General features: G+C 55.4%; 23 protein-coding genes and 1 other RNA gene. 13 read left to right on the top strand and 11 right to left on the bottom strand.

Translation table 11 applies throughout. The annotated features are described in order from the left end of the window. Position 1 precedes the first annotated feature (1 nt). The 3 genes from HF327_RS18380 (at position 2) to HF327_RS18370 (ending at position 1,465) form a co-directional block, all read left to right on the top strand. Entirely contained in the window at positions 2-445 is a 444-nt protein-coding gene (locus tag HF327_RS18380) for a methyltransferase family protein (RefSeq protein WP_236024276.1), read from the top strand. A 166-nt stretch (positions 446-611) separates the two neighbouring features. Next, positions 612-1,052, top strand: a complete 441-nt coding sequence (locus HF327_RS18375; protein ID WP_198461765.1) for a hypothetical protein — start codon at positions 612-614, stop codon at positions 1,050-1,052. Next, positions 1,049-1,465 (top strand): hypothetical protein, encoded by a 417-nt coding sequence (locus HF327_RS18370; protein WP_198461764.1) that lies wholly within the window; start codon positions 1,049-1,051, stop codon positions 1,463-1,465. The genes HF327_RS18375 and HF327_RS18370 overlap by 4 nt, the downstream gene beginning before the upstream one ends. Before the next feature lie 268 nt (positions 1,466-1,733). Here the strand turns inward: HF327_RS18370 and HF327_RS22375 are convergent, their stop codons facing one another. Continuing rightward, on the bottom strand, positions 1,734-1,868 hold the full coding sequence (locus HF327_RS22375; protein ID WP_328701907.1) for a thermonuclease family protein: 135 nt from the start codon (positions 1,866-1,868) through the stop codon (positions 1,734-1,736). 475 nt (positions 1,869-2,343) lie between these two features. Between HF327_RS22375 and rimO the strand changes: the two genes are divergently transcribed. The 5 genes from rimO to HF327_RS18340 all read left to right on the top strand — a co-directional run bounded on the left by rimO (position 2,344) and on the right by HF327_RS18340 (position 6,918). Further along, on the top strand, positions 2,344-3,723 hold the full coding sequence (gene rimO / locus HF327_RS18360) for a 30S ribosomal protein S12 methylthiotransferase RimO (RefSeq protein ID WP_407927054.1): 1,380 nt from the start codon (positions 2,344-2,346) through the stop codon (positions 3,721-3,723). Between the two features lie 491 nt (positions 3,724-4,214). Beyond that, complete coding sequence (locus tag HF327_RS18355; RefSeq protein WP_198461762.1) at positions 4,215-4,634, top strand: nucleotidyltransferase family protein; 420 nt, start codon at positions 4,215-4,217, stop codon at positions 4,632-4,634. A gap of 24 nt (positions 4,635-4,658) precedes the next feature. After that, on the top strand, positions 4,659-5,168 hold the full coding sequence (locus HF327_RS18350) for a hypothetical protein (protein ID WP_198461761.1): 510 nt from the start codon (positions 4,659-4,661) through the stop codon (positions 5,166-5,168). Then, positions 5,165-6,055, top strand: coding sequence for an S-4TM family putative pore-forming effector (locus HF327_RS18345; protein ID WP_198461760.1), 891 nt, complete (start codon positions 5,165-5,167; stop codon positions 6,053-6,055). Before HF327_RS18350 ends, HF327_RS18345 begins: the two co-directional genes overlap by 4 nt. 287 nt (positions 6,056-6,342) lie before the next feature. Further along, on the top strand, positions 6,343-6,918 hold the full coding sequence (locus tag HF327_RS18340) for a recombinase family protein (protein WP_198461759.1): 576 nt from the start codon (positions 6,343-6,345) through the stop codon (positions 6,916-6,918). A 1,563-nt stretch (positions 6,919-8,481) separates the two neighbouring features. On the opposite strand, the gene HF327_RS18335 is transcribed toward HF327_RS18340, so the two are convergent. Both HF327_RS18335 and ffs read right to left on the bottom strand, forming a co-directional pair. Then, positions 8,482-9,882, bottom strand: a complete 1,401-nt coding sequence (locus HF327_RS18335) for a site-specific integrase (RefSeq protein WP_198461758.1) — start codon at positions 9,880-9,882, stop codon at positions 8,482-8,484. 116 nt (positions 9,883-9,998) lie between these two features. Then, positions 9,999-10,094, bottom strand: an RNA gene (ffs, locus tag HF327_RS18330) — signal recognition particle sRNA small type. A gap of 101 nt (positions 10,095-10,195) precedes the next feature. Here ffs and dnaX point away from each other — a divergent pair. The 3 genes from dnaX to recR all read left to right on the top strand — a co-directional run bounded on the left by dnaX (position 10,196) and on the right by recR (position 13,475). Beyond that, a complete protein-coding gene (gene dnaX, locus HF327_RS18325; protein WP_198461757.1) occupies positions 10,196-12,346 on the top strand; it encodes a DNA polymerase III subunit gamma/tau in 2,151 nt (716 codons plus the stop codon). 27 nt (positions 12,347-12,373) lie between these two features. Then, positions 12,374-12,706, top strand: a complete 333-nt coding sequence (locus HF327_RS18320; protein WP_099737431.1) for a YbaB/EbfC family nucleoid-associated protein — start codon at positions 12,374-12,376, stop codon at positions 12,704-12,706. A gap of 178 nt (positions 12,707-12,884) precedes the next feature. Beyond that, on the top strand, positions 12,885-13,475 hold the full coding sequence (gene recR / locus HF327_RS18315) for a recombination mediator RecR (protein WP_198461756.1): 591 nt from the start codon (positions 12,885-12,887) through the stop codon (positions 13,473-13,475). A 153-nt stretch (positions 13,476-13,628) separates the two neighbouring features. Here the strand turns inward: recR and HF327_RS18310 are convergent, their stop codons facing one another. Both HF327_RS18310 and gloB read right to left on the bottom strand, forming a co-directional pair. Next, entirely contained in the window at positions 13,629-15,149 is a 1,521-nt protein-coding gene (locus HF327_RS18310; protein WP_198461755.1) for a transglycosylase SLT domain-containing protein, read from the bottom strand. After that, positions 15,149-15,934, bottom strand: coding sequence for a hydroxyacylglutathione hydrolase (gloB, locus tag HF327_RS18305; protein WP_198461754.1), 786 nt, complete (start codon positions 15,932-15,934; stop codon positions 15,149-15,151). Before gloB ends, HF327_RS18310 begins: the two co-directional genes overlap by 1 nt. 19 nt (positions 15,935-15,953) lie before the next feature. Between gloB and HF327_RS18300 the strand changes: the two genes are divergently transcribed. Both HF327_RS18300 and rnhA read left to right on the top strand, forming a co-directional pair. Further along, a complete protein-coding gene (locus tag HF327_RS18300; protein WP_198461753.1) occupies positions 15,954-16,799 on the top strand; it encodes a class I SAM-dependent methyltransferase in 846 nt (281 codons plus the stop codon). Then, positions 16,796-17,245 (top strand): ribonuclease HI, encoded by a 450-nt coding sequence (rnhA, locus tag HF327_RS18295; RefSeq protein WP_198461752.1) that lies wholly within the window; start codon positions 16,796-16,798, stop codon positions 17,243-17,245. The genes HF327_RS18300 and rnhA overlap by 4 nt, the downstream gene beginning before the upstream one ends. A 129-nt stretch (positions 17,246-17,374) precedes the next feature. Here the strand turns inward: rnhA and HF327_RS18290 are convergent, their stop codons facing one another. The 6 genes from HF327_RS18290 to HF327_RS18265 form a co-directional block, all read right to left on the bottom strand. Continuing rightward, positions 17,375-17,701 carry a thioredoxin family protein gene (locus tag HF327_RS18290; RefSeq protein ID WP_198461751.1) on the bottom strand — a complete coding sequence of 109 codons (327 nt, stop codon included), beginning with the start codon at positions 17,699-17,701 and terminating at the stop codon, positions 17,375-17,377. A gap of 57 nt (positions 17,702-17,758) precedes the next feature. Then, positions 17,759-19,132 (bottom strand): molybdopterin molybdotransferase MoeA, encoded by a 1,374-nt coding sequence (moeA, locus tag HF327_RS18285; protein WP_198461750.1) that lies wholly within the window; start codon positions 19,130-19,132, stop codon positions 17,759-17,761. Positions 19,133-19,210: 78 nt separating this feature from the next. Then, the gene (gene mobA, locus HF327_RS18280) at positions 19,211-19,891 is read right to left on the bottom strand and encodes a molybdenum cofactor guanylyltransferase MobA (RefSeq protein ID WP_198461749.1); all 681 of its coding nucleotides are present in this window, start codon (positions 19,889-19,891) and stop codon (positions 19,211-19,213) included. Next, entirely contained in the window at positions 19,884-21,026 is a 1,143-nt protein-coding gene (gene moaA, locus HF327_RS18275) for a GTP 3',8-cyclase MoaA (protein WP_198461748.1), read from the bottom strand. Before moaA ends, mobA begins: the two co-directional genes overlap by 8 nt. A gap of 97 nt (positions 21,027-21,123) precedes the next feature. Next, a complete protein-coding gene (locus HF327_RS18270; RefSeq protein ID WP_198461747.1) occupies positions 21,124-21,705 on the bottom strand; it encodes a DUF2889 domain-containing protein in 582 nt (193 codons plus the stop codon). Between the two features lie 202 nt (positions 21,706-21,907). After that, complete coding sequence (locus HF327_RS18265) at positions 21,908-22,729, bottom strand: Crp/Fnr family transcriptional regulator (RefSeq protein WP_198461746.1); 822 nt, start codon at positions 22,727-22,729, stop codon at positions 21,908-21,910. Between the last annotated feature and the right edge of the window lie 24 nt (positions 22,730-22,753).

Raw genomic sequence — 22,753 nt, 5'->3', positions numbered from 1 at the left:
GCTGTCCTTGCGAGTGCCCCCAGTGGCGCTTTCCGCGTTATTCGCCGCCGCAATGTGGTTTCTTCCCGATGTCTTAATGATCAAGACTCCAGGCGCATGGGTGGTGGCAATTGTTCTGGCTACGCTCGGCGGGGCCTTCTGCATTGCAGGCGTTCTGGCATTTCGGCAAGCAAAAACCACGGTCAACCCAGTCAATCCCGAGACCTCGACAGCGCTGGTCGTGCATGGGGTTTTTCGTCTGACACGCAACCCCATGTATTTGGGCTTCACATTTTTACTCTTGGCCTTTGCAGTGTGGTTGGGAAAGATACCAGCGATGCTCCTCGTGCCGCTATTCATGGCGTATCTGCAGCGCTTCCAGATACGACCTGAGGAAGATGCTTTGAACGAGCGATTTGGAGCTTCGTTCGATGCATATCGTCATCAGGTGCGGCGTTGGCTCTAGGTTGGATCGCGTCTTATTGATGCGTTCGGCCAGGAGCAGCCGTTGTCGGAGCCCGCACCGGCCCCTTGACGACGATTCGCCGTGCCTTCAGGCAAAATCCAGATGATTGGGGCAAGCTTGGCGTCAGATCTGTCGGGAACCCCACCTTGAAGAATGGAAAGCATCAATGGCACTGACGAAGAAGGGCGAGTTCATGTACGGGACGACGTCCGGCGACACCCAAGCCGAACTGCGCAGCTACAGCGTTGCGAATCGCCATGAGGCCGTCCGGTTTGCCTCGTCCAAATGCGATTGTGGGTGCCGGACTTTTGCGCTGCAGACCGATGAAGAAGCCGGCGTGGCAATTCGCACCTGCACTGACTGCGGGCAGGAACACCTGATGGGCGACAGCGCGGACTACATTGAAAAGTCCGCGCCCGAGGGGCACGAGTGCGTATGCGAGAACGAGGCGTTCGAGCTCGTGTCCGGCGTCTCCGTGTATGAGGGCACACATGATGTTCGTTGGTACTACATCGCTTGCCACTGCGTGGAATGCAATCTGGTTGGAGTCTTCGCAGACTGGAAGTGTGAAGCCGGTGATGCGGCGGCCTTCCTCGCCAAGGTATGAGCAGCTTTCTGTCCTTTGTTAGCAAAACGGATAGCAACCCAATTGACCCAGATGCAGTCGAAGAAGCGTCGCGCTGCCTTGACCAATTTACTGCTGCATTCAATGCACTGGATTTAGCTGGCATGGATGCACAGCTTCATTTCCCGCATGTGATGATTTCGGGAGCTGATACCCTGGTTTGGGATGCTCCGAACCAACATCCTTCGGATTTTTTTCAGCGGCTAAAAAGTACTGGTTGGTCATCGACGCGATACGAATCGAAAGTCCCCGTTCTGAGTAGCCAGGACAAGGTCCATTTCCTCGTCACGTACACCCGACGTTCAGACACCGGTGAAGAACTGACTCGTCACACCAACCTTTGGATTCTGGTTAAGCAAAATGAAGTTTGGGGTATATCTCTTCGCTCATACTGAGTGATCGGCCGCTTGGGGTCGTTTACTGACTTAGCCTCATCCGGGACTCGCGAGCCATTTTTCTCCACCCCCATGGCGCAATTGGCTTCGAATCGCCACAACCCGACTTTACGCGCCTTGGCTTCCTGCTCGGCAAACTCATACTGACCGCGTTCCTGGGGAGATTGCTCCGCGAATAGGCTCGATACCACCAGGCTATGCCTTCAGTGACCATGGCTAGCCCTGCATCAAGAGTGCGCGGCCCCCTGGGTGCTGTTGCCGGCGCAACCTAGACCGAGCAAACGTGGCGCTTGTATCGGTCGAGCTTGTTGCACCGCAACTCAGCCTCTTTTTGAAATGTCAGTTCGCCCAGTGCTTGTCGGGCGCGCTCCCCAAATGGCTGCCTGCGCTCAGGGGCATCGATGCCCTGCAGCCTTACTTTGACTTGCTCATATTGCCCAGGCTCGCCGCAGCGGGCGGTCAGAGTGTCGCCATCTTAGATGCCGACGACAAGGCTGAAGAGGGTGGTTGCAAGCATCTATCGAATACCTGAGCCGTGGGAATAAGTTCTGGAGAGGCGCATGAATGCTGAGTGGGTAGATGGTAAAATATTCCCATAAATCTGCTGGAACCTGCGCCGGTGCTTGATCGTGAGTCGGACTTTTAATCCGTTGGTCACGAGTTCGAATCTCGTAGGATCCACCAGAATGTAGGCGCTATAGCTATAAAAGCTGTAGCGCCTTTTTCATTTATCTATCCATTGACTGTCGGCCTGTACGTCGAGTTGGGCAATGGTATTGCGCCTGCCAAAAATTGCGATTAGCTTAAAATCGCTGCTTTCGCGTAGAGACTGCGCCGCTGGAAAAAATCAAATGAAATCAACTGATTCTGATCGCACGATGCAAACGAGTATCCCGAAAGTCGGGTTCGTCTCGCTGGGCTGTCCTAAAGCGCTGACCGACAGCGAACTGATCCTCACGCAGCTCAGCGCCGAGGGTTATCAGACCTCCAAGACCTTTGAAGGTGCTGACTTGGTCATCGTCAACACCTGCGGTTTTATTGATGATGCAGTCAAAGAAAGTCTGGACACCATTGGTGAAGCGCTTGCCGCCAACGGCAAGGTGATTGTTACTGGCTGCCTGGGCGCCAAGGTCGGTAAAGAAGGCGGTGCCACCATGGTGGCTGAAGTCCACCCCAGTGTGCTGGCTGTAACCGGTCCCCATGCCACGCAAGAGGTGATGGATGCCGTGCACGCCCATTTGCCCAAGCCCCACGACCCGTTTGTGGACTTGGTGCCTGGCAGCTTTGGCGATGCGGGCATCAAGCTCACGCCTAAGCACTATGCGTATTTGAAGATCTCTGAAGGTTGCAACCACCGTTGCACCTTCTGCATCATCCCCTCCATGCGCGGCGACTTGGTTTCGCGCCCGATTGGCGATGTCTTGAAAGAAGCCAAAGCGCTGTTTGAAGGCGGCGTCAAAGAGCTGCTGGTTATCAGCCAAGACACCTCCGCCTACGGCGTAGATGTGAAGTACGTCACTGGCTTCTGGGATGGCAAGCCCGTTAAGACCCGCATGCTGGAGCTGGCCGATGAATTGGGCAAGCTGGCCAAGCAATACGGCGCGTGGGTGCGTATGCACTACGTGTACCCGTACCCCACTGTTGATGCCGTGCTGCCGCTGATGGCCGAAGGCAAGGTCTTGCCATATTTGGACGTGCCGCTGCAGCATAGCCACCCTGACGTTCTGAAGCGCATGAAGCGCCCTGCATCCGGCGAAAAAAACCTTGATCGCATTCGCGAATGGCGCAAGATCTGCCCAGAGTTGGTGATTCGCTCCACCTTCATTGCAGGCTTCCCTGGGGAGACCGAAGAAGAATTTGAACACCTGCTGGACTTCATCCGCGAAGCCGAAATTGACCGCGCCGGTTGCTTTGCTTACAGCCCGGTCGAAGGCGCTACAGCCAATGAACTACCCGGCATGCTGCCTGAAGAGGTGCGCGAAGCGCGCCGCGCCCGCTTTATGGAAGTGGCTGAGGAAGTTTCCACCGCGCGCTTGCAGCGCCGCGTGGGTCAGGTCATGAAGGTGCTGGTCGACAAGGCCATCAGCTTGGGCAAAAAGGGTGGCGTAGGTCGCACCTATGCGGATGCTCCAGAGATCGACGGCGTGGTGCACATCCAGCCGCCAGAAAAGGCCAGCAAGACCTACAAGGTGGGTGATTTGATCAGTGTGCGTATCGTTGGTACGCAAGGCCATGATCTGGTGGGTATTCCCGTCTAAGTGTATGAAGCAGTCTTTGTAAGCTGCATCAAAAACTCAAAAGGGCCGCGTTCTGCGGCCCTTTTTGCGTCTGTGCTTTGTCAGGTATTGCGCAATGAGTTATCAAATTTTGGACTGAGACGAGGCACGCAGTTGCAGGTATTACGGGTTGTTGAAGAAACTTGCTGACGCAGTCATGAACGCAAAAAGACACCTGTCGATTTGACGAGGTGTCACAGTGTTGTGCTGCACATGCTTGGAAATATTTTTCTAGGAAGGTGATCTCTTTTCTACAAAGAGTATTCCATCGAAAGGTGACGAACCTTACCTCGGCACTGGTTTCACAGTTAGGGCTGCTTGGTTCCCCACCTGACCCGGTTTTTCGCAAGCGAAATCGCTTCCCCATGCGAGGAGGCCCGTCCAACAAAAAATGAGTGTTGTGACACAAAGAAGTGTCACAAAACAGATGTGATCTTAGCAGTTGCTAGCCAATGCCCCTGACTAGATGAGTAATGATCCACGCGTTGACTGGTTGGGCTATTTTTGTAATCTTATTATCTATAATGTATTTGCGTTGTTTAAAAAGGGGAAAAATGCCACGTACGATAGAGCAAGGATTCCAAGATTTTCATAACACAATTAAAGCTAGCGCAGCAGAAACTGAAGCTACGGTCTCACATAGGGCATCAATCAAAGCATGCCTTGAAAAAAACTTCGGATTGAAGAGATTCACCAGGATTGGTTCTTTTGGAAATGGAACTAATATTTCTCGATACAGCGATGTTGATTATCTTGCCTGTTTGCCTACAACGTCACTTAAGCTGTCTTCTACTTATACCCTGAGCTTAGTTAAAGATGCATTAGTGACCAGATTTCCACATACGGATATTAAGGTTAGTACCCCTGCAGTTGTCTGTCCCTTCGGGCAATAAAAGTCTCAAGATACTGAAATTGTTGTGGCCGACTACGTAAAAGAAAGCAACGGCTACAGCATATATGAGATCGCTGATGGAAATAATGGATGGATGCAGATTTGTCCAGATGCTCATAATGCTTATGTTAATGCCGTAGACAAAAAACATGGTGGAAAAGTTAAGCCTCTTATTCGATTTATCAAGGCTTGGAAATTTTACCGAGATGTTCCTATAAAGTCATTTTATTTGGAAATGAGGGTTGCGAAATATGCTGACGGTGAATCTTGCATTATTTACGATATCGATGTGAAAAATATCCTGGCCATGCTTCTGGAGAATAATCTTTCTTCTTTGCAAGATCCTATGGGTTTTTCTGGCTATATTTACCCATGCAAAACAGAAGCTTTTAAGCAGGATGCAATTTCAAAGTTGAGTACAGCCGTTAGTCGTGCTGTAAAGGCTCGCAATGCAACAATAGACGGTAATGTAAAGGAAGCATTTGATTTTTGGAATTTACTTTATAACAATAAATTTCCAGATTACTATTTATGAGTATCATTCAAAGGCAAGAGTTTCCTGAAAATATTGAGCTTCTTGCTGCTCAAAGAAATCTTTATTCCAGGGCGAAGAGCATCATTGGATTTCAAATGCTGCTTAGTGTCCCTATTGCAATCTGTGCTGCTGTTGCCGCAATAGTGAAGCCAGAGTTCAAAGGCTACGTGGCTCTTTGGGGTATTCTGGTTGTGGTTTTTGATCTGTTTGTTCTTACGCCTTGGGTAAAGAAGTTGCGTGATAAGGCTGCCAGAACTCAAGAGCTTTTTGATACAAACGTTTTGGGTTTGGAATGGAATGAATTTGCGGTGGGTAAAAAACCAGAGCGTGAAATGATTCATGAGGAAGCTCAAAATCATGGTCTGAAGGATGATGAAGTTGAGTGCTTGAGAAAATGGTATCCAGTAGTTATAGAAAGAGTTTCAGAAATATTTGGAATAATAATTAGTCAGCGGTCAAATGTTTGGTGGGATGCGAGAATGAGAAGAAAGTACACTTTATTTATTCGCATCATTCTAATCAGTATCGCAGTGGGGATGATTAGCTATGGTTTGTATGAGAAAAAGGATATGTTTGAGTTTTTGGCATATATCATTGCACCTTTAACTGCTACCTATGTCTTTGGTTATCGTCAAATGATGGAGCATGAAGATGCTGCAGAGAGGTTGGATAAGCTGAAAGAACTATCTGAGAAAATATGGGCTGATGCGGTTTCGAATAAAGATCCAAGCGTATTAAAGTTGAAGTGTAGAACGCTTCAAGACCAGATTTTTGATCATAGAAAAAAAACTCCGCCCGTCTTTGATTTTTTGTTCCGTTGGTTTAGAGATGGGAATGAGTCGCTGATGAACAAAGGTGCTGAAACATTAGTGAAGGAAGTTAAATAAGGAGATTGGGTTGCCCTAATTTTATTATTATTCTGTTGTATATGCTCCCCCTCCGTGGGGGAGGTTTGCTCCCAACCCAGCTAATTCTTGTTTGGGAAATCGATGACCTTTTTTGCCAGGTTGTTGAGGCTTGATTGGGGTGTTGGCAGCCTTGTGACGAAGACTCGGTTTGACTCAAAAGTTGTACCTTTTGATTTACACCGAAGACGATGTTGGCGGGTATATCAAAAGATATTAAAGCGATTTTTGATATAGTGTCAAAATCTCGAAGTAACTTCTGATACATCATGAGCCGCATTGCCTACTACCGGGTATCCGCATCCGAACAATCTATTGAGTCCCAGCGCCTAGCGTTGGCGGGAGGGTTCGACAAAGAGTTTCAAGATGAAGGCGTGAGCGGAGCGGTTCCTGCTGCTGAGAGGGCTGGATTCGCTCAACTACTGGCATATGTCCGGGAGGGTGACAGCATTCACGTATATGCGGTGGATCGTTTGGGGCGTGATGCGCTGGATGTGCAGCAGGTGGTGCGTGACCTGATGAAGCGAGGGATTGCCATCGAGATTCACGGCCTGGGCCGTATTGCGGCTGGCGTGGGTGAATTGATCCTGGCAGTGCTTGCCCAAATTGCAGATATGGAGCGCAAGCGGATTAGGGATCGGACGGAGGCGGGAAGAGCGGTGGCCCGAGAACTGTTGGCAACGACAGGCAAAACACAACATGGGAAACTTTCCCTTGGTCGTCCTGCTGCCGCTAATGCGGATGAGGTGAAAGAGTGGAGAAAGGCAAATAGTGCCAGTATTGCGGAAACCGCCAAGCACTTTGGAATTTCCATAGCTACCGTGAATCGCTATTGTCGCAATTAAATAAAAAGCCTCAGGAAAGCCGTTATTAGCCTCTCTGCTGGTTTTAAATGGAAATGGATATACCAGGGTAGCCTGATGGCGGTAAAATCGATTACGAGCCCTCTAATTAATCCTGTGGCCTCTCGTGTCTACTTTCAGAGTGGTTTGGGCTGGTCTTTGAGAAAATACCGGATAGGGTCTTGACAAATTCTCAATGTTGTGGTAAAATAGCAACAGACAACTCGATATTGGGTTGTGTGTTTTGCTAATTGGGACGTGGACACGAACCGGGGTTGGCAATCCTATTATCCCCCTACCTGGGCTGGTGGGTTCTTCGGAATCGAGGCACGCAGGGGGCAGACAGACAAGATGTGCGTTTGCACGTTGTGGCGGGTCTGGTGCAGGGCTAACACCCGTAAATGTGGCTGCATGTCACCCCTTGTTAGAAGGAGGGTGGCTGTCTTGGCATGATTTATTCATGCTTCTCACCCTTATGGTGAGCTGTTTCGTGCTCGAAGGTAACGTGACTCAGGAGGCAACTGTCTTTGACAACAGGTAGATTGGATAGGTTTTACTCCTTGAAAGTCTCTGGTGTCATAGACAAGTTTTGTCTTCTATTTTGAAACTCAAGGTAACTATACTATTAGTAGTATATTAATAGTAAATTAGTATTATATTTATTATAATTATAATATAAAATATTATAATAAATATACACTAGATGCTTAATCTAAGTTTCTAATATAGACAGAGCTAGCTGATTAACTAGCATAAAGTTTTATAGTGTAATAATACCTGAGTTATTGTTGGTTTATATATTTGGAGACCGAGAGGGCTTTCTTTGTTTTTGCTGAGTGCTTCTTTGTAGTCCTGAGGCTTAGCCTGGGCCATCCTCTTGCTTCATTTTCCTGTTTTGGATTTGTTGGGTTTTTGTAGGAGGTGTTAGGTGTCATTTTAGTTTTTGATTTTCTTTATGTTGATGCTAAGTTGTTGTATTTATTGGATTTGAGCGGTATTTGTTGGTTTTGTTGTAGATGTGCTTGTTGAGATTGGTATGAATAATTATATGTTTATAACAAATGGGAAAACAATAAAATATGTGTTTTGTTAAGACATTAACTTCTGAATAGTCAATAAATATCTAGAGAGTGATTCTGGCGGGATTATAGAGGTTGTTTGTGGATTTAATACAGGCATGGGGCTTTCAGCTTCGTGCCTTTTTTGTTTTGAATTAAGGGTATTGTGTGATACAGATATTGATATTTTCGTTTTTGATGGCTTTAATTGTTACCTGCTCAGAGATGCGCTAAGACCTTTAGATGTCAGTCCTGAATTTTTTGGGGTGGGGTGATTGGCGTGGCCCTTGTTTCAGCCCAATACCAGCTCAATCCAATATTGTCCTTGCGGTAAAATATATTATTTCTAGTGATATTTACTTCTCTAGTGATTATTTTCATAAATTATATTTGGTGTGATTAGTCGTATCTTTGAATGCCATTTAAGCGCGTTTTAAGGGGCCTGTGGGCATATTTATCTAATGCCTAATGGGTTGGTTGCTGGCGTGTAAAAACGCTTGTAGTGCGTTTAAATCGATTTGCGTCTGCCGCCTCGTTTTGCAGCTTCCATTCTTGGGGATGTGTAAGCACGAGGAAGGGTTATTGGGTGAGTTATTGCCTGAATCGCTTCGATGCGATCAGCCAGGTTCACGTTCTGGTATATGGTCTTGCCCACGCTTCCCTGGGTTTCGTGGCCCGTAATGGAGTCCATGACCTTTTCAGAAATCTTGGATCTTGCCATGCGTGTTCTGGCGAGGTGGCGGAAAGAGTGAAAGTCTGGGTAACGCTCCGTTAAGCCAATGCTGCGGCGGTACTCTCCAAACCAGTTGGATAGGGTAAGTCCCGGGCGTTCTGGGTCAACGCGGAGAATGGGCCATAGCTTGTCGTGGCCTGCATTCCTGATGGCTTGGACATACTCCAGCAGACCAAGCCTGAGCAGCTCAGGGTGGATGGGGATGCTGCGGACGCTGGCGCTGCTTTTTACCCGCTGACCTTCGCCTGCGTCTGTGATGGTCAGTATGGGAATACCATCCATCAAGCTGATGTCACAAGTACGAAGCTGAGACAATTCTCCTATACGTGCCCCTGAGTACAGAGCCATGAGTGGCACCCAGTAGGCCGCATCGCTGCCCGACTTCTTGCCCTTTGGGGTGTCGTAAGTAGTGAACAGAGGCTGACTGAATAGCTGTTGCAGCTCCTCGTCTTTCCAAGGCCTGCGGGTCTGGGCCTTGTTGACCTGAATCTCCATGCCTTCCCAAGGCTGCTTGGGTATCAGCTCCAGCTCTCGGTAGGCGTAGACCAGCAATGACTTCACCCAGACGAATCTATTACGAGCTGTGGTCAGTGATATGGATTGCTCTTGCAGCCATGACCTAAAGGCATCGCCGTGCGCTCGGGTGAGTTGGTCAACGGGCAAGCGACCCAATGCCTTGTCGCAGGTCTCTATAGCTAGCAGGCAGGCTTGCTCAGATGACTTAGTCCGCTTCTTGACTCGCAGCCAGCGCTTGTATAGCTCCTTCAGTGTGGGCATCTCTGCATACAGGGCTGGGCCAGCCTGAGGATTCACTGCAGCTCTTTTTGATGTGGATGCCAGGGTGGCTTGGCTGTCAGTGTTTGCACCTGTCTGAGTGGCGCTCGTGGGATTTGAGCTGACCTGTGCGGGAAGAGTAATGCCTTCTAGTGGCTCCAAGACTTTTTGTGTTTGCTTTGACAGACTTGGGAGGGGGCCTTGACTCTTCTTGGCTACGGAAAACAGCGCCAGCAGTCGTGCTCGTTCAACAGTTCCTCGCAACTCAGCTTCAGATCTATCTGAAGTTTCCAGACTCTTGCGGAAAGCGCTACGCCCAAACCTTGCTCTAAGGTCTGTCGGAATGAGTACGCGGAGGTGGTAGATGCCTGCTCTTTGATGTAGGCCCGTGAGGCTTGCCATAAGGCGAAACTCTTGTCTGGGTTGGACAAAAGTGACACACCCAAGTGACACAACACATCAAAATTTGCTTTTCTAGGAAGACAACCTCTTGTCAACAAAGAGGATTTCCATCGAAAGGTGACGAACCTTACCTCGGCACTGGTTTCACAGTTAGGGCTGCTTGGTTCCCCACCTGACCCGGTTGGCCGCTTCCCCATGCGAGGAGGCCCGTCATGGCTGATTATAGGTTGAAAACACACACTCTGAATTCTCATTGCATGAGATTTCAGGTGCAGCCGTGTTGACATGCCCTTGCCCCGTAGAATTGAAAGCTATGTCTTATTTAGTGCTTGCTCGTAAATACCGGCCCCGTACCTTCTCCGAAATGGTGGGGCAGGAGCACGTGGTTCAGGCTCTGACCAATGCGTTGACTCAGCAGCGCCTGCATCACGCTTATCTGTTCACGGGCACGCGTGGCGTGGGCAAGACCACGGTGTCGCGTATTCTGGCCAAGTCGCTGAATTGCCAGGGTGTGGATGGCAATGGTGGAATCACTGCAACTCCTTGCGGGGTATGCGCTGCGTGCACTGAAATCGATAGCGGTCGCTTCCCTGATTACACCGAGCTGGATGCTGCGTCTAACCGCGGGGTGGACGAGGTTCAGAGCCTGCTGGAGCAGGCCGTCTACAAGCCAGTACAAGGGCGCTTCAAGGTTTTCATGATCGACGAGGTGCACATGTTGACCAACACGGCTTTTAACGCCATGTTGAAGACGCTGGAGGAGCCGCCTGAATATCTGAAGTTTGTGCTGGCCACGACCGATCCTCAGAAAGTGCCTATGACGGTGCTTTCGCGTTGCCTGCAATTCAACCTGCGGCCCATGGCCCCTGAGACGGTGCTGGAACACCTGACGCAAGTGCTGGCCAAAGAGGCTGTGCCGGCTGAGCCGCAGGCATTGCGCCTGCTCTCGCGTGCCGCACGCGGCTCCATGCGTGATGCGCTGAGTCTGACCGATCAGGCCATCGCCTTTGGCAGCGGTCAGCTTCAGGAGGCCTCGGTGCGCCAGATGCTGGGCAGTGTGGACCGCAGCCATGTGTTTCGCCTGATTGATGCACTGGCGCAGGGCGATGGCCGCACGGTGGTTGAGACTTCTGAGGAATTGCGCCACAACGGCTTGTCGGCTGCATCAACGCTGGAAGAAATGTGCGCTGTGCTGCAGCGCATGGCGGTGCTGCAGGCCGTGCCTGATATGCCTTTGGACGCCAGCGATCCGGAAGCTGCTGAAGTCGATCGCCTTGCGAGCTTGATGCCGCGTGACGAGACGCAACTGCTCTACAGCATCTGCCTGCATGGCCGTGCGGAGCTGGGTCTGGCTCCCGACGAATATGCGGCGCTGACCATGGCGTTGCTGCGGCTGCTGGCTTTTAAGCCTGAAGATGCCGAAACCGGCACGGCTGAAAAAAAAACTCCAGCGCTGAGGCCTAGTCGCCCAGTTACTGCTGCACCGGCTGCTGATCCCGCAGTGCTGCAGGCTCCGGTGGCCACGCCTGCGGCTATCTCGCATGTTGCTCCACCCGTGCAGCCGCAGGTGGCAGAGTCGCAGCTTGTCCCTGAAGTTTTAGAGCTAAATAAGCCTCAAGTCCATGAAATTAAAGAGGATGATGCTACTTTATTGCTAGCTGATCCTGTGCTCGCTCAGCCTCAAAAGGCAGTGCCGCACAACGCTCCTGCCGCTGTGCTGGAAGCGCCTCGGTCGTCTATGCAAGGTGCCGCTGAAGTGCCTGCCGTAGCGACTGAAGAGGCTGTAGATTCAGAAGAAGATGCTTCGGAATCAGAAGAAATGGCGGATCCGGCCGATGTCACAGACACTCCGCAAGAAGTGGACCCTAGCGAAGCCGCCTGGGCTGGTATGCCCGAAGAGGGTTGGGCGGATGATGGCCGCTGGAGCGATGACGCCGATGTAGATGTTGGCCAGCCCATAAACTCCATGCCTGCGATACCTTCCATGGAGCAGGAAGAGCCTGCGGCACAGGAGTTGGCTAGTGGCTATGCCAGCACCGCTCAGGATGTTGCGCCTGTAGAGCGCACGGCCGAAGGTGATCTATGGCAATACGTGGTGGAGCAATTGCTACAGACTGAAGCGGTTGCGGCGCTGGCGCGGCAGCTGGCGTTGCAGTCGCAGCTAATTGCCCGTGACGGTGATTTGTGGCATTTGCGGGTCGATTCCAGCTCTTTGAATCAAACGGGCTCGCGTGATCGCTTGCGTGCTGCGCTGGAAGCTGCTGGTCATGCGCGACAATTGCACGTTGAGCTGGGCCCGGTGACCGATACTCCGGCACGTCGACTGGCCTTTGAAAAGAAAACGCACCAGCTGCTTGCTGAAGACATTGTTAAAAGCAATTTGCTGGTGCAAACCTTGAGGCGAGACTTTGGCGCGAAAATCGTGCCTGGCAGCATCAAGCCCCTATCCATTCAGCCTGAATAAGGCGTTTCAACAAAAGAAGGAATTCACATGTTCAACAAAGGACAACTCGCCGGTTTGATGAAACAAGCCCAGTCCATGCAGGACAACCTGAAGAAGGCTCAGGACGAGCTGGGCAACATCGAAGTCGAAGGCGAATCCGGTGCTGGTTTGGTCAAGGTTGTGATGACCTGCAAGCACGACGTCAAGCGCATCACCATTGACCCCAGCCTGCTGGCTGAAGACAAGGACATGCTGGAAGATCTGGTCGCTGCCGCTTTCAACGCTGCTGTGCGCAAGGCTGAAGAAACTTCCAGCGAGAAGATGGGCAAGATCACAGCCGGTATGCCTGGCCTGCCTGGCGGCATGAAGTTCCCGTTCTAAACGGCTCTCCCTGTGCGGCTTTGCCGCTTCCCCCTGAGGGGGACGGCAGCATCGCTGCGCTTGCTTGCTGCCCCTGGCTTGGGGCATGCCAGCGTTGGTTGCAGTACAAGAAAGACTGTATTCAAATATCAGGCGATCTCCGGATCGCCTTTTTTCTGGTGAGTGAAAGGACAAGCCTGTGTCTGATGTGCAATCTCTGGATGTCTTGATTGAAGCCCTGCGGCGCTTGCCGGGGGTGGGCGTCAAGTCGGCTCAGCGCATGGCGTTTCATTTGCTCCAGCGCGATCAGGCGGGGGCGTTGCAACTGGCGCGGGCGCTGGATTCGGCGGTGAATTCTGTGCACCACTGTGAGCGTTGCCACACCTTTACCGAAGGCGTGATTTGCAGCATTTGCGATGACGCAGGGCGCGACACGGCGCGGTTGTGTGTGGTGGAGGCCCCTGCCGATCTGGCGGCGATGGAGCGCACGGGCGCTTATCAAGGCTTTTACTACGTGTTGATGGGCCGTTTGTCGCCGCTGGATGGCGTGGGGCCCAAAGAAATTGGCATGAAGCAGCTGCTGGAGCGAGCCTGCGATGGTGTGGTGCAGGAGGTGATTCTGGCCACCAGTTTTACCGCCGAAGGCGAGGCCACGGCCCACGCGATCAGCGAAGCGCTGAAGTCGCGCGGGATTCTGGTGACGCGCCTTGCGCGGGGTGTGCCGATTGGCAGCGAGTTGGAGTATGTGGATCTGGGCACTATTGCCCATGCGCTGGTGGACCGGCGCTAAAAACAACCGTCAAAAATGCCTCAGGTGCTTTTCAATAAAGCGCAAGCAGCTATCAAATTGGTGAATTCAATGAGGCGCTGATCGTCGTAAAAAAAGCCCGCTGGTTTTGCAACTGGCGGGCTTTTTTTGTTGTGCAGTGACTTGCTTGCGCTTTTATTTGCGTTTCTTGGCGGGTGTGCCGCCACGCGCCTTGGGCTCGCTCTTGCCACCGCGCGCGGCAGTCACAGTTTTGCTGGTCTTGCTGGAGGCGGATGCCTTGCTGTTGCTACGACCACCACGGCTGACGCCTTGGCTGCTGGCCTCAGCGCGGGCGCTGCGCGCGGCGCGGCTGGGCAGGTAGGCAATCAGCGATTGACCGGCGTGCAGCGATGCGGTGGACTTCAAATCGTTCCAGTCAGCCAGATTGGAGACGCTGACGCCGTAGCGGCTGGCTACGCTGATCAGCGTATCGCGCTTGCGGGCCTTGACGGTGGTGCGCACGGTCACGATCTCCGGGGCGAAGGAGATCTGGCCGTTGTCGGCGACGTGGCCGGGTACGTCGGTCTTGACATCGGCATCACGTGGGATCATCAGGGCCGAACCGGCTTTGATCAGCATGCGCGGGGGAATGTTGTTGATGGCGCGCAAATCGGCCTCACCCAGCCCGGCGCGCTGGGCGGCTTCAGCCACGGTGATGGTGGTGGGGACGGTCCACACCGTCCAGCTGGCGAACTGACCTTCGCTATAGGCCTGCAGATTGCGGCGGAAGACCTTGGCGTTGTCCCAGGGCAGCAGCACCTGCGGCGTGGCGCGGGCAAAGATCACGGGCTTGTGAAAGCTGGGGTTGAGCGCCTTGAAGTCTTTGACGCTTACATCGGCCAGCTTGGCCACCAGTTCCACATCAATGTCGTGGGGCAGGTTCACGGCTTGAAAGTAGGGGTGGTTCTCGATGATGGGCAGCTCGGCGTTGAAGCGCTCGGGGTTGGCCACGATGTTCTTGACGGCTTGCAGCTTGGGCACGTACATGCGGGTTTCGGCCGGCATCTGCAGGTCGAGGTAGCCCGTGGGCAGGCCCAGCTTCTCATTGCGCTTGATAGCGCGGCCCACGCTGCCTTCGCCCCAGTTGTAGGCGGCAAGGGCCAGATGCCAGTCGCCAAACATGTTGTACAGTTTTTGCAGATAGTCGAGGGCGGCGCGGGTGGAGGCCAGCACGTCGCGTCGGTCATCGCGGAAGATGTTCTGCTTGAGGTCGAAATACGTGCCTGTAGCGGGCATGAACTGCCACATGCCTGCAGCCTTGGCGCTGGAGACTGCCTGCGGGTTGAACGCGCTTTCGATATAGGGCAGCAGCGCCAGCTCGGTGGGCATGCCGCGGCGCTCCAGCTCTTCGACGATGTGGAACAGATATTTGCTGGAGCGCTCCGTCATGCGCTGAATGTAGTCAGGGCGCGTGGAATACCACTGCTCCTGGTTCTGCACCAGATCCTGCTCCAGGTCGGGCATGGCAAAGCCCTTGCGGATACGCAGCCAGAGGTCGCCCGTAGCTTCGAGTTCGGCGACTTCAGAGCTACCGACCTTGCCTTGGCCAAGGGGCTTGAGCGGGCCGTCGGGATACATGGGGTCGACGCTGCTGGTGGTGGCGCAGCCGGTCAGAATCAGCACGCTGGTGAGCAGCAGGGTGGAGAGCAGTTTCATCAGAAAACGTTTTTCCATTGGCGCAGGGTAGCCAGCACGCTGGCAGGCTCCCGGGGCTTGGTTTGAGGGTCATGGTGCACGGCGGCTGCGATGACATCGGCAGCGCGGCTGCGCATGAATGGATTGATGGCCAGTTCGGTCTGCAGAGTGGAAGGCAGCGTGGGCTGTCCGCGCGCACGCAGCTTCTGGCAATGATCCAGATACTGAGCCAGATCTGGGTTGTTTGGTTCCACGGCCTGCGCAAAACGCAGGTTTGAAATTGTGTATTCATGGGCGCAGCACACCAGAGTGCTGGCAGGGAGGGCGGCCATTGCGTCCAGCGAGGCCTGCATTTGTTCTGCCGTGCCTTCAAACAATCGCCCGCAGCCGCCCGAAAACAGGGTGTCGCCGCAGAACAGCACAGGTTGTGCTGGATGCTTGATATTGGCGTGGTCGCTGAAAAAGGCGATGTGCCCGCTGGTGTGGCCAGGCACATCAATGACTTGCCATGGGCCGCCTAGCAGGTCAATGCTGTCACCGCCTTGCACGCGGGTGACAGGCTCGGGCAAGGTCTCGAAGGCGGGGCCCCAGACAGGGGCACCTGTGGCTGTGCGGATCGCGTCAACGCCGCCGACATGGTCGGCATGGTGATGGGTGACTAGAATGCCTTGCAGCTTCAAGCCCAGCTGCGCCAGCATGTTCAGCACGGGGTCGGCCTGTCCTGGGTCGACGACCACAGCATGCTCTGCATCGTGGATCATCCAGATGTAGTTGTCGGAAAAGGCAGGAATGGGCAACAGGTTCATGAGCTGCAAAATTATAAAGATGCATCACTGGACAGAATCAGCCCTTGGGCACTATCTCCTCGAATGGGAGCAGCAGCGCTTTGATGAAGCGGTCGCGGATATCTTTGGCTATCACGCGCTTCAACTGGGCTTGCCGCCGCTCGAGGGCCTGCGCAATAACCGCATGCCGCACCGCTGGCTGGCGCTGGATGGCTCCGGCGCTGTTCCAGATGTCAATCCAGATTGCAAAGCAGGCACTTTAGCGCAAGCCGGGCTTGCGAGGGCTGCCGCTAGTGAAACTGAGAGTACAAAGTCGTCTGCAGATCCGCCTCAAGCACCTGTCTTGATGACGGCGGCCGAGGCCTTGCCTTTTTCTGAAGCCAGTCTTGATCTGCTGCTCATGCCGCATACGCTGGAGGCTTCAAACGACCCCCATGCCGCCCTGCGTGAAGCTGCGCGGGTGCTGGTGCCTGAGGGGCGCTTGGTCATCAGCGGCCTGAACCCTGTCAGCCTGCTGGGATTGCAGCGCCGGGTAGAGCGCAGCGCGGGCTATCTGCCGGATTTGAGTCTGGGCGTGGGCTACTGGCGTTTGCGTGATTGGCTGCAATTGCTGAGCTTTGAGATCGAAGCCGTGCAATTTGGCTGTTATCGTCCTGCCACGCAAAGTGCGCAGTGGCTGAGCCGCTGGCAGTTTATGGAAAGTATGGGTCACCGTTGCTGGCCAGTGCTGGGCGGGGTGTATTGCGTGGTGGCCGTCAAGCGTGTGCCGGGCACGCGGATGATGAGCCCTAGCTGGCGCAATCGCAGCGCGCCAGCGGGCATGAAGGCACCGGTAACCAATAAGCAGCCGCCAGATACGATCTGGCGCAACAAGGAAGAAAATTGAATCAAGTTGTGATCTATACCGATGGCGCCTGCAAGGGCAACCCCGGCCCTGGCGGCTGGGGCGCATTGCTGCAAGCCGGATCGGCAAAGAAAGAATTATTTGGTGGCGAACTGGGCACCACCAATAATCGCATGGAGCTGATGGCAGTGATTCAGGCCCTGGCCGCGCTCAAGCGCCCCTGCGATGTGGTGCTGTACCTTGACAGCCAGTACGTGCGCAAAGGCATTACCGAGTGGATTCATGGCTGGAAGGCCAAGGGCTGGGTGACGGCATCGAAAGAACCGGTGAAAAACGCCGACCTGTGGAAGCAGCTGGATGCGCTGGTGCAGGGCAGTGGTCACCGCATTGATTGGCGCTGGGTCAAGGGCCATGCTGGTGACCCCGGCAATGAGCATGCCGACTCGCTGGCCAATAAGGGTGTGGAGCTGGCGCTGAAAAACGGTTGATCGCAGAGCGATGAGTCAGGCAGAGATGCCATCTGCGCTGGCTTGTGTTGAGTTGGCTGATCCAAGCAAATAACCGCCTGCAAGGGCTGCCTCGCAGCAAAGCCGCTCACCGGGAGCGGCTCAATGACCTCAGGGGGTGATTTGAGCCAGTGCTTCTGCTATCTGTTCTTCTGACTCGGGTCGTACCACTCGCGCCACTTCCTTGCCGTCGCGCAAGAAGATCAGCGTAGGCCAGAGTTTGATGCGGTAGCTGCGGCCCAGCGGACGGCCGGGGCCGTCTTCCACCTTGATATGCGGAAGGTCAGGGTGTGCCGCCAGCGCTGCCTGCAGCAGGGGTTGAGCGCCCAGGCAGTGGCCGCACCAGGGCGTGCCAAATTCCAGCAAATTCGCACCCTGGAGTGCATCGATGGCCTGCCTTGTGGGCTCTGTGGCCCAGTGGGTGGCTTGGTATGGCATGAAGTCTTTTCCTGAAGTGATCGTGGGCGTCATCTTGCGAAGCGAGCGTGTCTGATTTCAGATCAGGCCCTGCAAAAGCAGAACGTTGACGCTTTCTCCGGGCAGCACATCGCCGCGCTCATCGTTCAGCACGATGATGCAGTTGGCCGCCACCATGGAGCTGAGCACGCCCGAGCCCTGAGGGCCGGTAGTGCGCACCGTGGCTTGCCCCTGGGCATTGAGTTCAATCACGCCGCGCAGATATTCGGTGCGGCCGGGGCGCTTGCGCAGGCGTTCGCTGCTAATGGCCTGCAACTGGGGCACCGGTGCAGCGCGTTCACCGGCCAGGAGGGACAGTGCCGGGCGCACAAACATCAAAAAGCTGACCATGGCGGCCACCGGATTGCCGGGCATGCCCAGCAGCACGGCGGGGCGCAGAGTTGATGGAGTATTGCTCTGATTTTGAGAGCTTTTTACGCTTATTGTGCTTGCGCTGCAGGCTGATTCTGAGTAGGGATTGGCAGCGACCGGAGCAAGCAGACCGACTGCCAGCGGCCTGCCAGGACGCATGGTAATGTGCCAGAACTCCACGCGACCCATGCTTTGCAGCATGGCGCGGGTGTGGTCGGCTTCGCCAGCGCTGATGCCGCCACTTGTCAACACCACATCGGCCAGCGATGCGGCTTGGCTCAGGCGTTCTTGCAATGCAGCAGGCTCATCAGGGATGGCACCGAGATCAAGCACCTTGGCACCCATGCGGCGCAGCAGCGCCTGCAGGCTGAAACGGTTGCTGTCGTAGATGGCGCCTTCGCGCGGTGCATCGCCGGGATTGAGCAACTCATCGCCGGTTGAGAAGTAGGCCACGCACAGGCGGCGGCGTACGCTGACTTGGCCCAGCCCCAGGCTGGCCAGCAGGCCTAAAGCAGCGGGCGTGAGGCGCTGGCCTGCGGGCAGAGCGACCGAGCCTTGCTGCAAATCTTCACCGCGCAGGCGGCGGTTGGCACCGGCGGGCACATTGCTGGCATCCAGTTCCACAAAGGCATCGCTGACCGTCACCTGCTCATGCGGCACAACAGTATCCAGCCCCTCAGGCATGACAGCACCAGTCATGATCTTTACGCATTCACCCGCTGCCAAGTGGCCATGCCAGGGCGCACCAGCCAGGGCTGTGCCCACGACGCGCAGAGTGAGGCGCGGGTTGGGCTGGACGCTTTTCAGCTTGCTGCCTGCAAAGGCATAGCCGTCCATAGCGCTGTTGTCGTGGGGCGGTACGTTGACGGGGCAGATGACGTCTGCTGCCAGCACGCGGTCCAGCGCATCGGGCAGGGTTACGGTGTCTATGTCGGCGACAGCGCCCAGCGGTTGCAGCAAAGCCTGCAGTTTCTGGTGCACCTGTGTGGTGGTCAGCGTCTGGGCGTTGGTGGCGGCGGCAGGTTGAAAAATCGCGGTCATAGCAGCATTCAAAGAAAAAACCTCATGACGGGTGGCACTATGGGGCTGTCACCGTACTTTACGCGTTTGGCTTGCGGGCTAAGGGTTCCGGGCTGGTGTGTCGGCAGCAAGTTGCTCCAGATCATGCAACTGGGCCAGTGTGTTGGCATTGGTAAAGGCCTGTTCATCACCGGGGCGGTCAAACATGGCTTTCGCGCAGTGGTGCTGGATGGTCCAGGCGTCAATTTTGCGGCCGCCGCTGGTGATGAAGGCTTCAAGGCTGTGTTTGAGGCTGGACCTGATCAGGCAGAACACGGGCTGGGCACGCAGCTCAGGCGACTGGTGGGGCTGTGCGCGTTCGGTATCCCAGCCGTGGGCAATGATGATGTCGGTGCGGGCATCCCCACGCGCAGCAATCATCTGTGCAGCCAGATCAAGCGGGAACAAAGGGGTGTCACAAGGCACGCACAGGAGCCAGGGCGTCTGGCACTGGGCAAGACCCGCCATGAAGCCTGCCAGTGGGCCGGGATAGTCGGGCAGGGCATCGGCGCAGACCTTGGCATTCAGCGGCTGGCCCAATGCGAGGTATTGCTCGGTATTGCGGTTGGCGTTAATCAGCAGGGGGCCAACCTGTGGTGCCAGGCGCTGCAGCGCATGCAGCGCCAGTGGCAGGCCTTGAAAGTGCTGCAAGCCTTTGTCCACCCCGCCCATGCGCGCACCGCGCCCACCGGCCAATAGGCAGCCGGTGATCTGGTCAGCAGTGATGGGTGAATCAGCCACCGATGTAACTCATTTCGATACGGCGGCCGCTGTGGGTGGGCGTTGCATCGGGTGGCATTTCACTTCGCATCTGTGAGTAGCGGTCGTCGCGCTGCTGCCAGATGGGGGCAATGGCTGCCGCCATTTCAGCATTGCTGGCACCGCTGCGCAGTAGGCTGCGCAAGTCCCAGCCCTGACTGGCAAACAGACACAGGTACAGCTTGCCTTCGGTAGACAGGCGTGCGCGGTTGCAGTCACCGCAAAAAGCGTGGGTCACGCTGCTGATCACGCCCACTTCGCCCAGCCTGGGATCGTGTTGACCGGAGGCATCGGTATAGCCCCAGCGCACGGCGGTCTCTCCTCTGGAGCTGGGCTCCAGTGGGATCAGCGGCAATTCGGTGCGCAGGCGGGCGATGACGTCATCGGAGGGCAGCACCTCATTCATGCGCCAGCCGTTCGTAGCGCCAACATCCATGTATTCGATAAAACGCAGCGTCACGCCTGTGCCGCGGAAGTGGCGGGCCATGGGCAGAATTTGATCATCATTGGTGCCGCGTTTGACGACCATGTTGACCTTGATGTCCGACAGGCCCACTGCGCGCGCCGCTTCAATGCCGTCCAGCACATCGGCCACGGGGAAGTCCACATCGTTCATGCGGCGAAAGACTTCGTCGTTCAAGCCGTCCAGGCTGACGGTGACGCGGCTCAGGCCTGCATCTTTCAAGGCCCGTGCCTTGCGCGCCAGCAGCGATGCGTTGGTGGTCAACGTCAGGTCAAGTGGCTGGCCATCGGGGGTGCGCAGCTCGGCCAGCTGGGCGATGAGCACTTCGAGGTTCTTGCGCAGCAGCGGCTCCCCGCCGGTCAGGCGCAGTTTGCGCACGCCGTGCTGCACAAACAGCTGGGCAAGGCGCGTGATTTCCTCAAAGCTCAGCAGGGAGCTGTGGGGGAGGTACTGATAGTTTTTGTCGAAAACTTCCTTGGGCATGCAGTAGTTGCAGCGGAAGTTGCAGCGGTCGGTGACGCTGATGCGCAGGTCGCGCAAAGGCCGTCCCCATTGGTCTTGCAGCAACCCGGTGGGGGCTTGCAAGACGCTGGGGACGACAGCGTTGCGGGATGCCGCACGCTCATCGACCAAGGGAATCACTCGTTCTGCCATGGGGTTGATTGTGCCGCAAGCGCGATGTCCGGGCCGCCTGCGGGCTTGTTGTAGGTTATCAAATTTGATAGCTGCTTGCGCTTGATGGTATTGCGAATCAGCCTTGTTTGATATTTTCTTTGGGCTGCTGCGTCAGCGGCTTCCAGTCTTTGAATTCGGGGTAAAACTCGGCCACGCCGGGGCCGTTGAAGTCCCAGCCAAGGCACTGGCCCAGATGGCGCGGTGGCTCGCCAGAGTCGTTGGTGTTGAACTGGTTGAGCACGGTGTGGAAGGCGGGCGTAGCCATGTTGAACAACAGCTCGCGCAGGTGGGTGCAGCCTGCCACGCCGCCCAGATTGTCTGAGATGGCGCGGCGCCAGCCACGGGTGATGCAGCAGCCCACCATTTTTTGCATGGATTTTGTGGCCTCGGGGCAATGGCCCAGCGGGTGGTCATCCATGGTGGCTTCTATGCCGTGCACGACCATGTCGGCGTCGATGGTCAGGCGAATCCACATATGGTGAATCGGCTTGCCTGCAGGCACTTTGCGGTGGCCATGCAGTTCGATGTCATAGGTCTTCTGGTCGACCAGTTCGGCCTCTATATCCCACATGCCGTCATGACGGGTGTAGCCCCGGTATTTGACGTCGCGCATATGAATGGGCAGTGGCTTGCGGTGGGCACTGGGGGACAGGGGCATGGGGTATCCGTTGTGATGGCGGGCGATCACGGATGGATGTTCTGTCTACAACTCTATCGCCCGCGATGATTTTTGAATGAACGCCGTGGTGGCGTTTTTTTCATTATCAAAGAGATAGCAGGCTTGTCCAGCAAGAAGCGGACAGCGGGCAATATGAGGGGGCGAAACGGAGCCTTGGCAGAGGCATGCCGTCAGTGCGCTTTCAGCAACCTGTTCTGTCATTTGCACTTGTTCGCCCAGTCTGAGCGGCGGCCTTGAGAGCGGGGAGATCCAGCACCTCCAGCTTGCCACGTCTCAGTTGCAGCCAGCCTGCCAGTTGCAGCTCTTGAAGGATCTGGTTGGTGGTCTGGCGCGACAGGCCCAGCATGCGGGCCAGCTGCTCTTGGGATACGGCCAGCTCGCGGTGGGTGCGGGATCGGTCTGCCCATTGCTCGTTGCCCATGGCCATCTGCACCAGTCGGCACATGATGCGCTGGGCTGCGGGTAGCACGGTCTGCTCTTCCAGCGCAATCAGGCTGGCGCGCAGCTTGTGCGTCAGCAGCAGGGCCATGGGTTGCCAGTGCTGAGGTGTGGCATCCAGCCATTCGCGCAACGGCGCTATGGGGATTTGCAGCAGGGCACAGGCCGTATTGGCGCAGGCGTCGTGGGTACGGGGTGCACCATCAAACAGGGCAATTTCGCCCAGCCAGCTGGGCGCTTCGATCAAGGTGAGCAGGGCGGTGCGGGTATTTTCTTGCAGTGCGGCGGTGCCTGAGATGCTGAGCGAGCCGCGTGCCACGGCATATATGCCGCAGGGTGCATCACCCCGGCGAAACAGCCATTCACCGGGCGACAGCAGGCGGGGCTGAGCCATGTGCTGCATGTGCGCAGCCAGCTCTGGAGGCAGACCCCGAAACCAGCGCCCGGCCTGCACGATGGCCCATAGGTCATTAGTGCCCACATGCTCAAAGCTGCGTTTGCGCGCCGGCGGTGCGAGGGCCAGAGCAGGCTTGGGCGATGGTATGAGGTCTTGTGTCGGCGGCATGACAGACTGCAAGGTTGATACTGC

Source organism: Comamonas suwonensis, assembly GCF_012844455.2.
Taxonomy (GTDB): domain Bacteria; phylum Pseudomonadota; class Gammaproteobacteria; order Burkholderiales; family Burkholderiaceae_C; genus Comamonas; species Comamonas suwonensis.
This window is presented reverse-complemented; position numbering and strand designations above follow the sequence as displayed.

What these genes read in the sequence shown, in the direction of transcription:
- HF327_RS18355 (WP_198461762.1), top strand. Translation starts at nt 4,215, where the DNA reads ATGATCCACGCGTTGACTGGTTGGGCTATTTTTGTAATCTTATTATCT.
- HF327_RS18370 (WP_198461764.1), top strand. Translation starts at nt 1,049, where the DNA reads ATGAGCAGCTTTCTGTCCTTTGTTAGCAAAACGGATAGCAACCCAATT.
- HF327_RS18340 (WP_198461759.1), top strand. Translation starts at nt 6,343, where the DNA reads ATGAGCCGCATTGCCTACTACCGGGTATCCGCATCCGAACAATCTATT.
- dnaX (WP_198461757.1), top strand. Translation starts at nt 10,196, where the DNA reads ATGTCTTATTTAGTGCTTGCTCGTAAATACCGGCCCCGTACCTTCTCC.
- HF327_RS18300 (WP_198461753.1), top strand. Translation starts at nt 15,954, where the DNA reads ATGCATCACTGGACAGAATCAGCCCTTGGGCACTATCTCCTCGAATGG.
- HF327_RS18290 (WP_198461751.1), bottom strand. Translation starts at nt 17,701, where the DNA reads ATGCCATACCAAGCCACCCACTGGGCCACAGAGCCCACAAGGCAGGCC.
- moaA (WP_198461748.1), bottom strand. Translation starts at nt 21,026, where the DNA reads ATGGCAGAACGAGTGATTCCCTTGGTCGATGAGCGTGCGGCATCCCGC.
- HF327_RS18335 (WP_198461758.1), bottom strand. Translation starts at nt 9,882, where the DNA reads ATGGCAAGCCTCACGGGCCTACATCAAAGAGCAGGCATCTACCACCTC.
- HF327_RS18310 (WP_198461755.1), bottom strand. Translation starts at nt 15,149, where the DNA reads ATGAAACTGCTCTCCACCCTGCTGCTCACCAGCGTGCTGATTCTGACC.
- HF327_RS18320 (WP_099737431.1), top strand. Translation starts at nt 12,374, where the DNA reads ATGTTCAACAAAGGACAACTCGCCGGTTTGATGAAACAAGCCCAGTCC.
- HF327_RS18265 (WP_198461746.1), bottom strand. Translation starts at nt 22,729, where the DNA reads ATGCCGCCGACACAAGACCTCATACCATCGCCCAAGCCTGCTCTGGCC.
- moeA (WP_198461750.1), bottom strand. Translation starts at nt 19,132, where the DNA reads ATGACCGCGATTTTTCAACCTGCCGCCGCCACCAACGCCCAGACGCTG.
- rimO (WP_407927054.1), top strand. Translation starts at nt 2,344, where the DNA reads ATGCAAACGAGTATCCCGAAAGTCGGGTTCGTCTCGCTGGGCTGTCCT.
- HF327_RS18270 (WP_198461747.1), bottom strand. Translation starts at nt 21,705, where the DNA reads ATGCCCCTGTCCCCCAGTGCCCACCGCAAGCCACTGCCCATTCATATG.
- HF327_RS18375 (WP_198461765.1), top strand. Translation starts at nt 612, where the DNA reads ATGGCACTGACGAAGAAGGGCGAGTTCATGTACGGGACGACGTCCGGC.
- gloB (WP_198461754.1), bottom strand. Translation starts at nt 15,934, where the DNA reads ATGAACCTGTTGCCCATTCCTGCCTTTTCCGACAACTACATCTGGATG.
- HF327_RS18345 (WP_198461760.1), top strand. Translation starts at nt 5,165, where the DNA reads ATGAGTATCATTCAAAGGCAAGAGTTTCCTGAAAATATTGAGCTTCTT.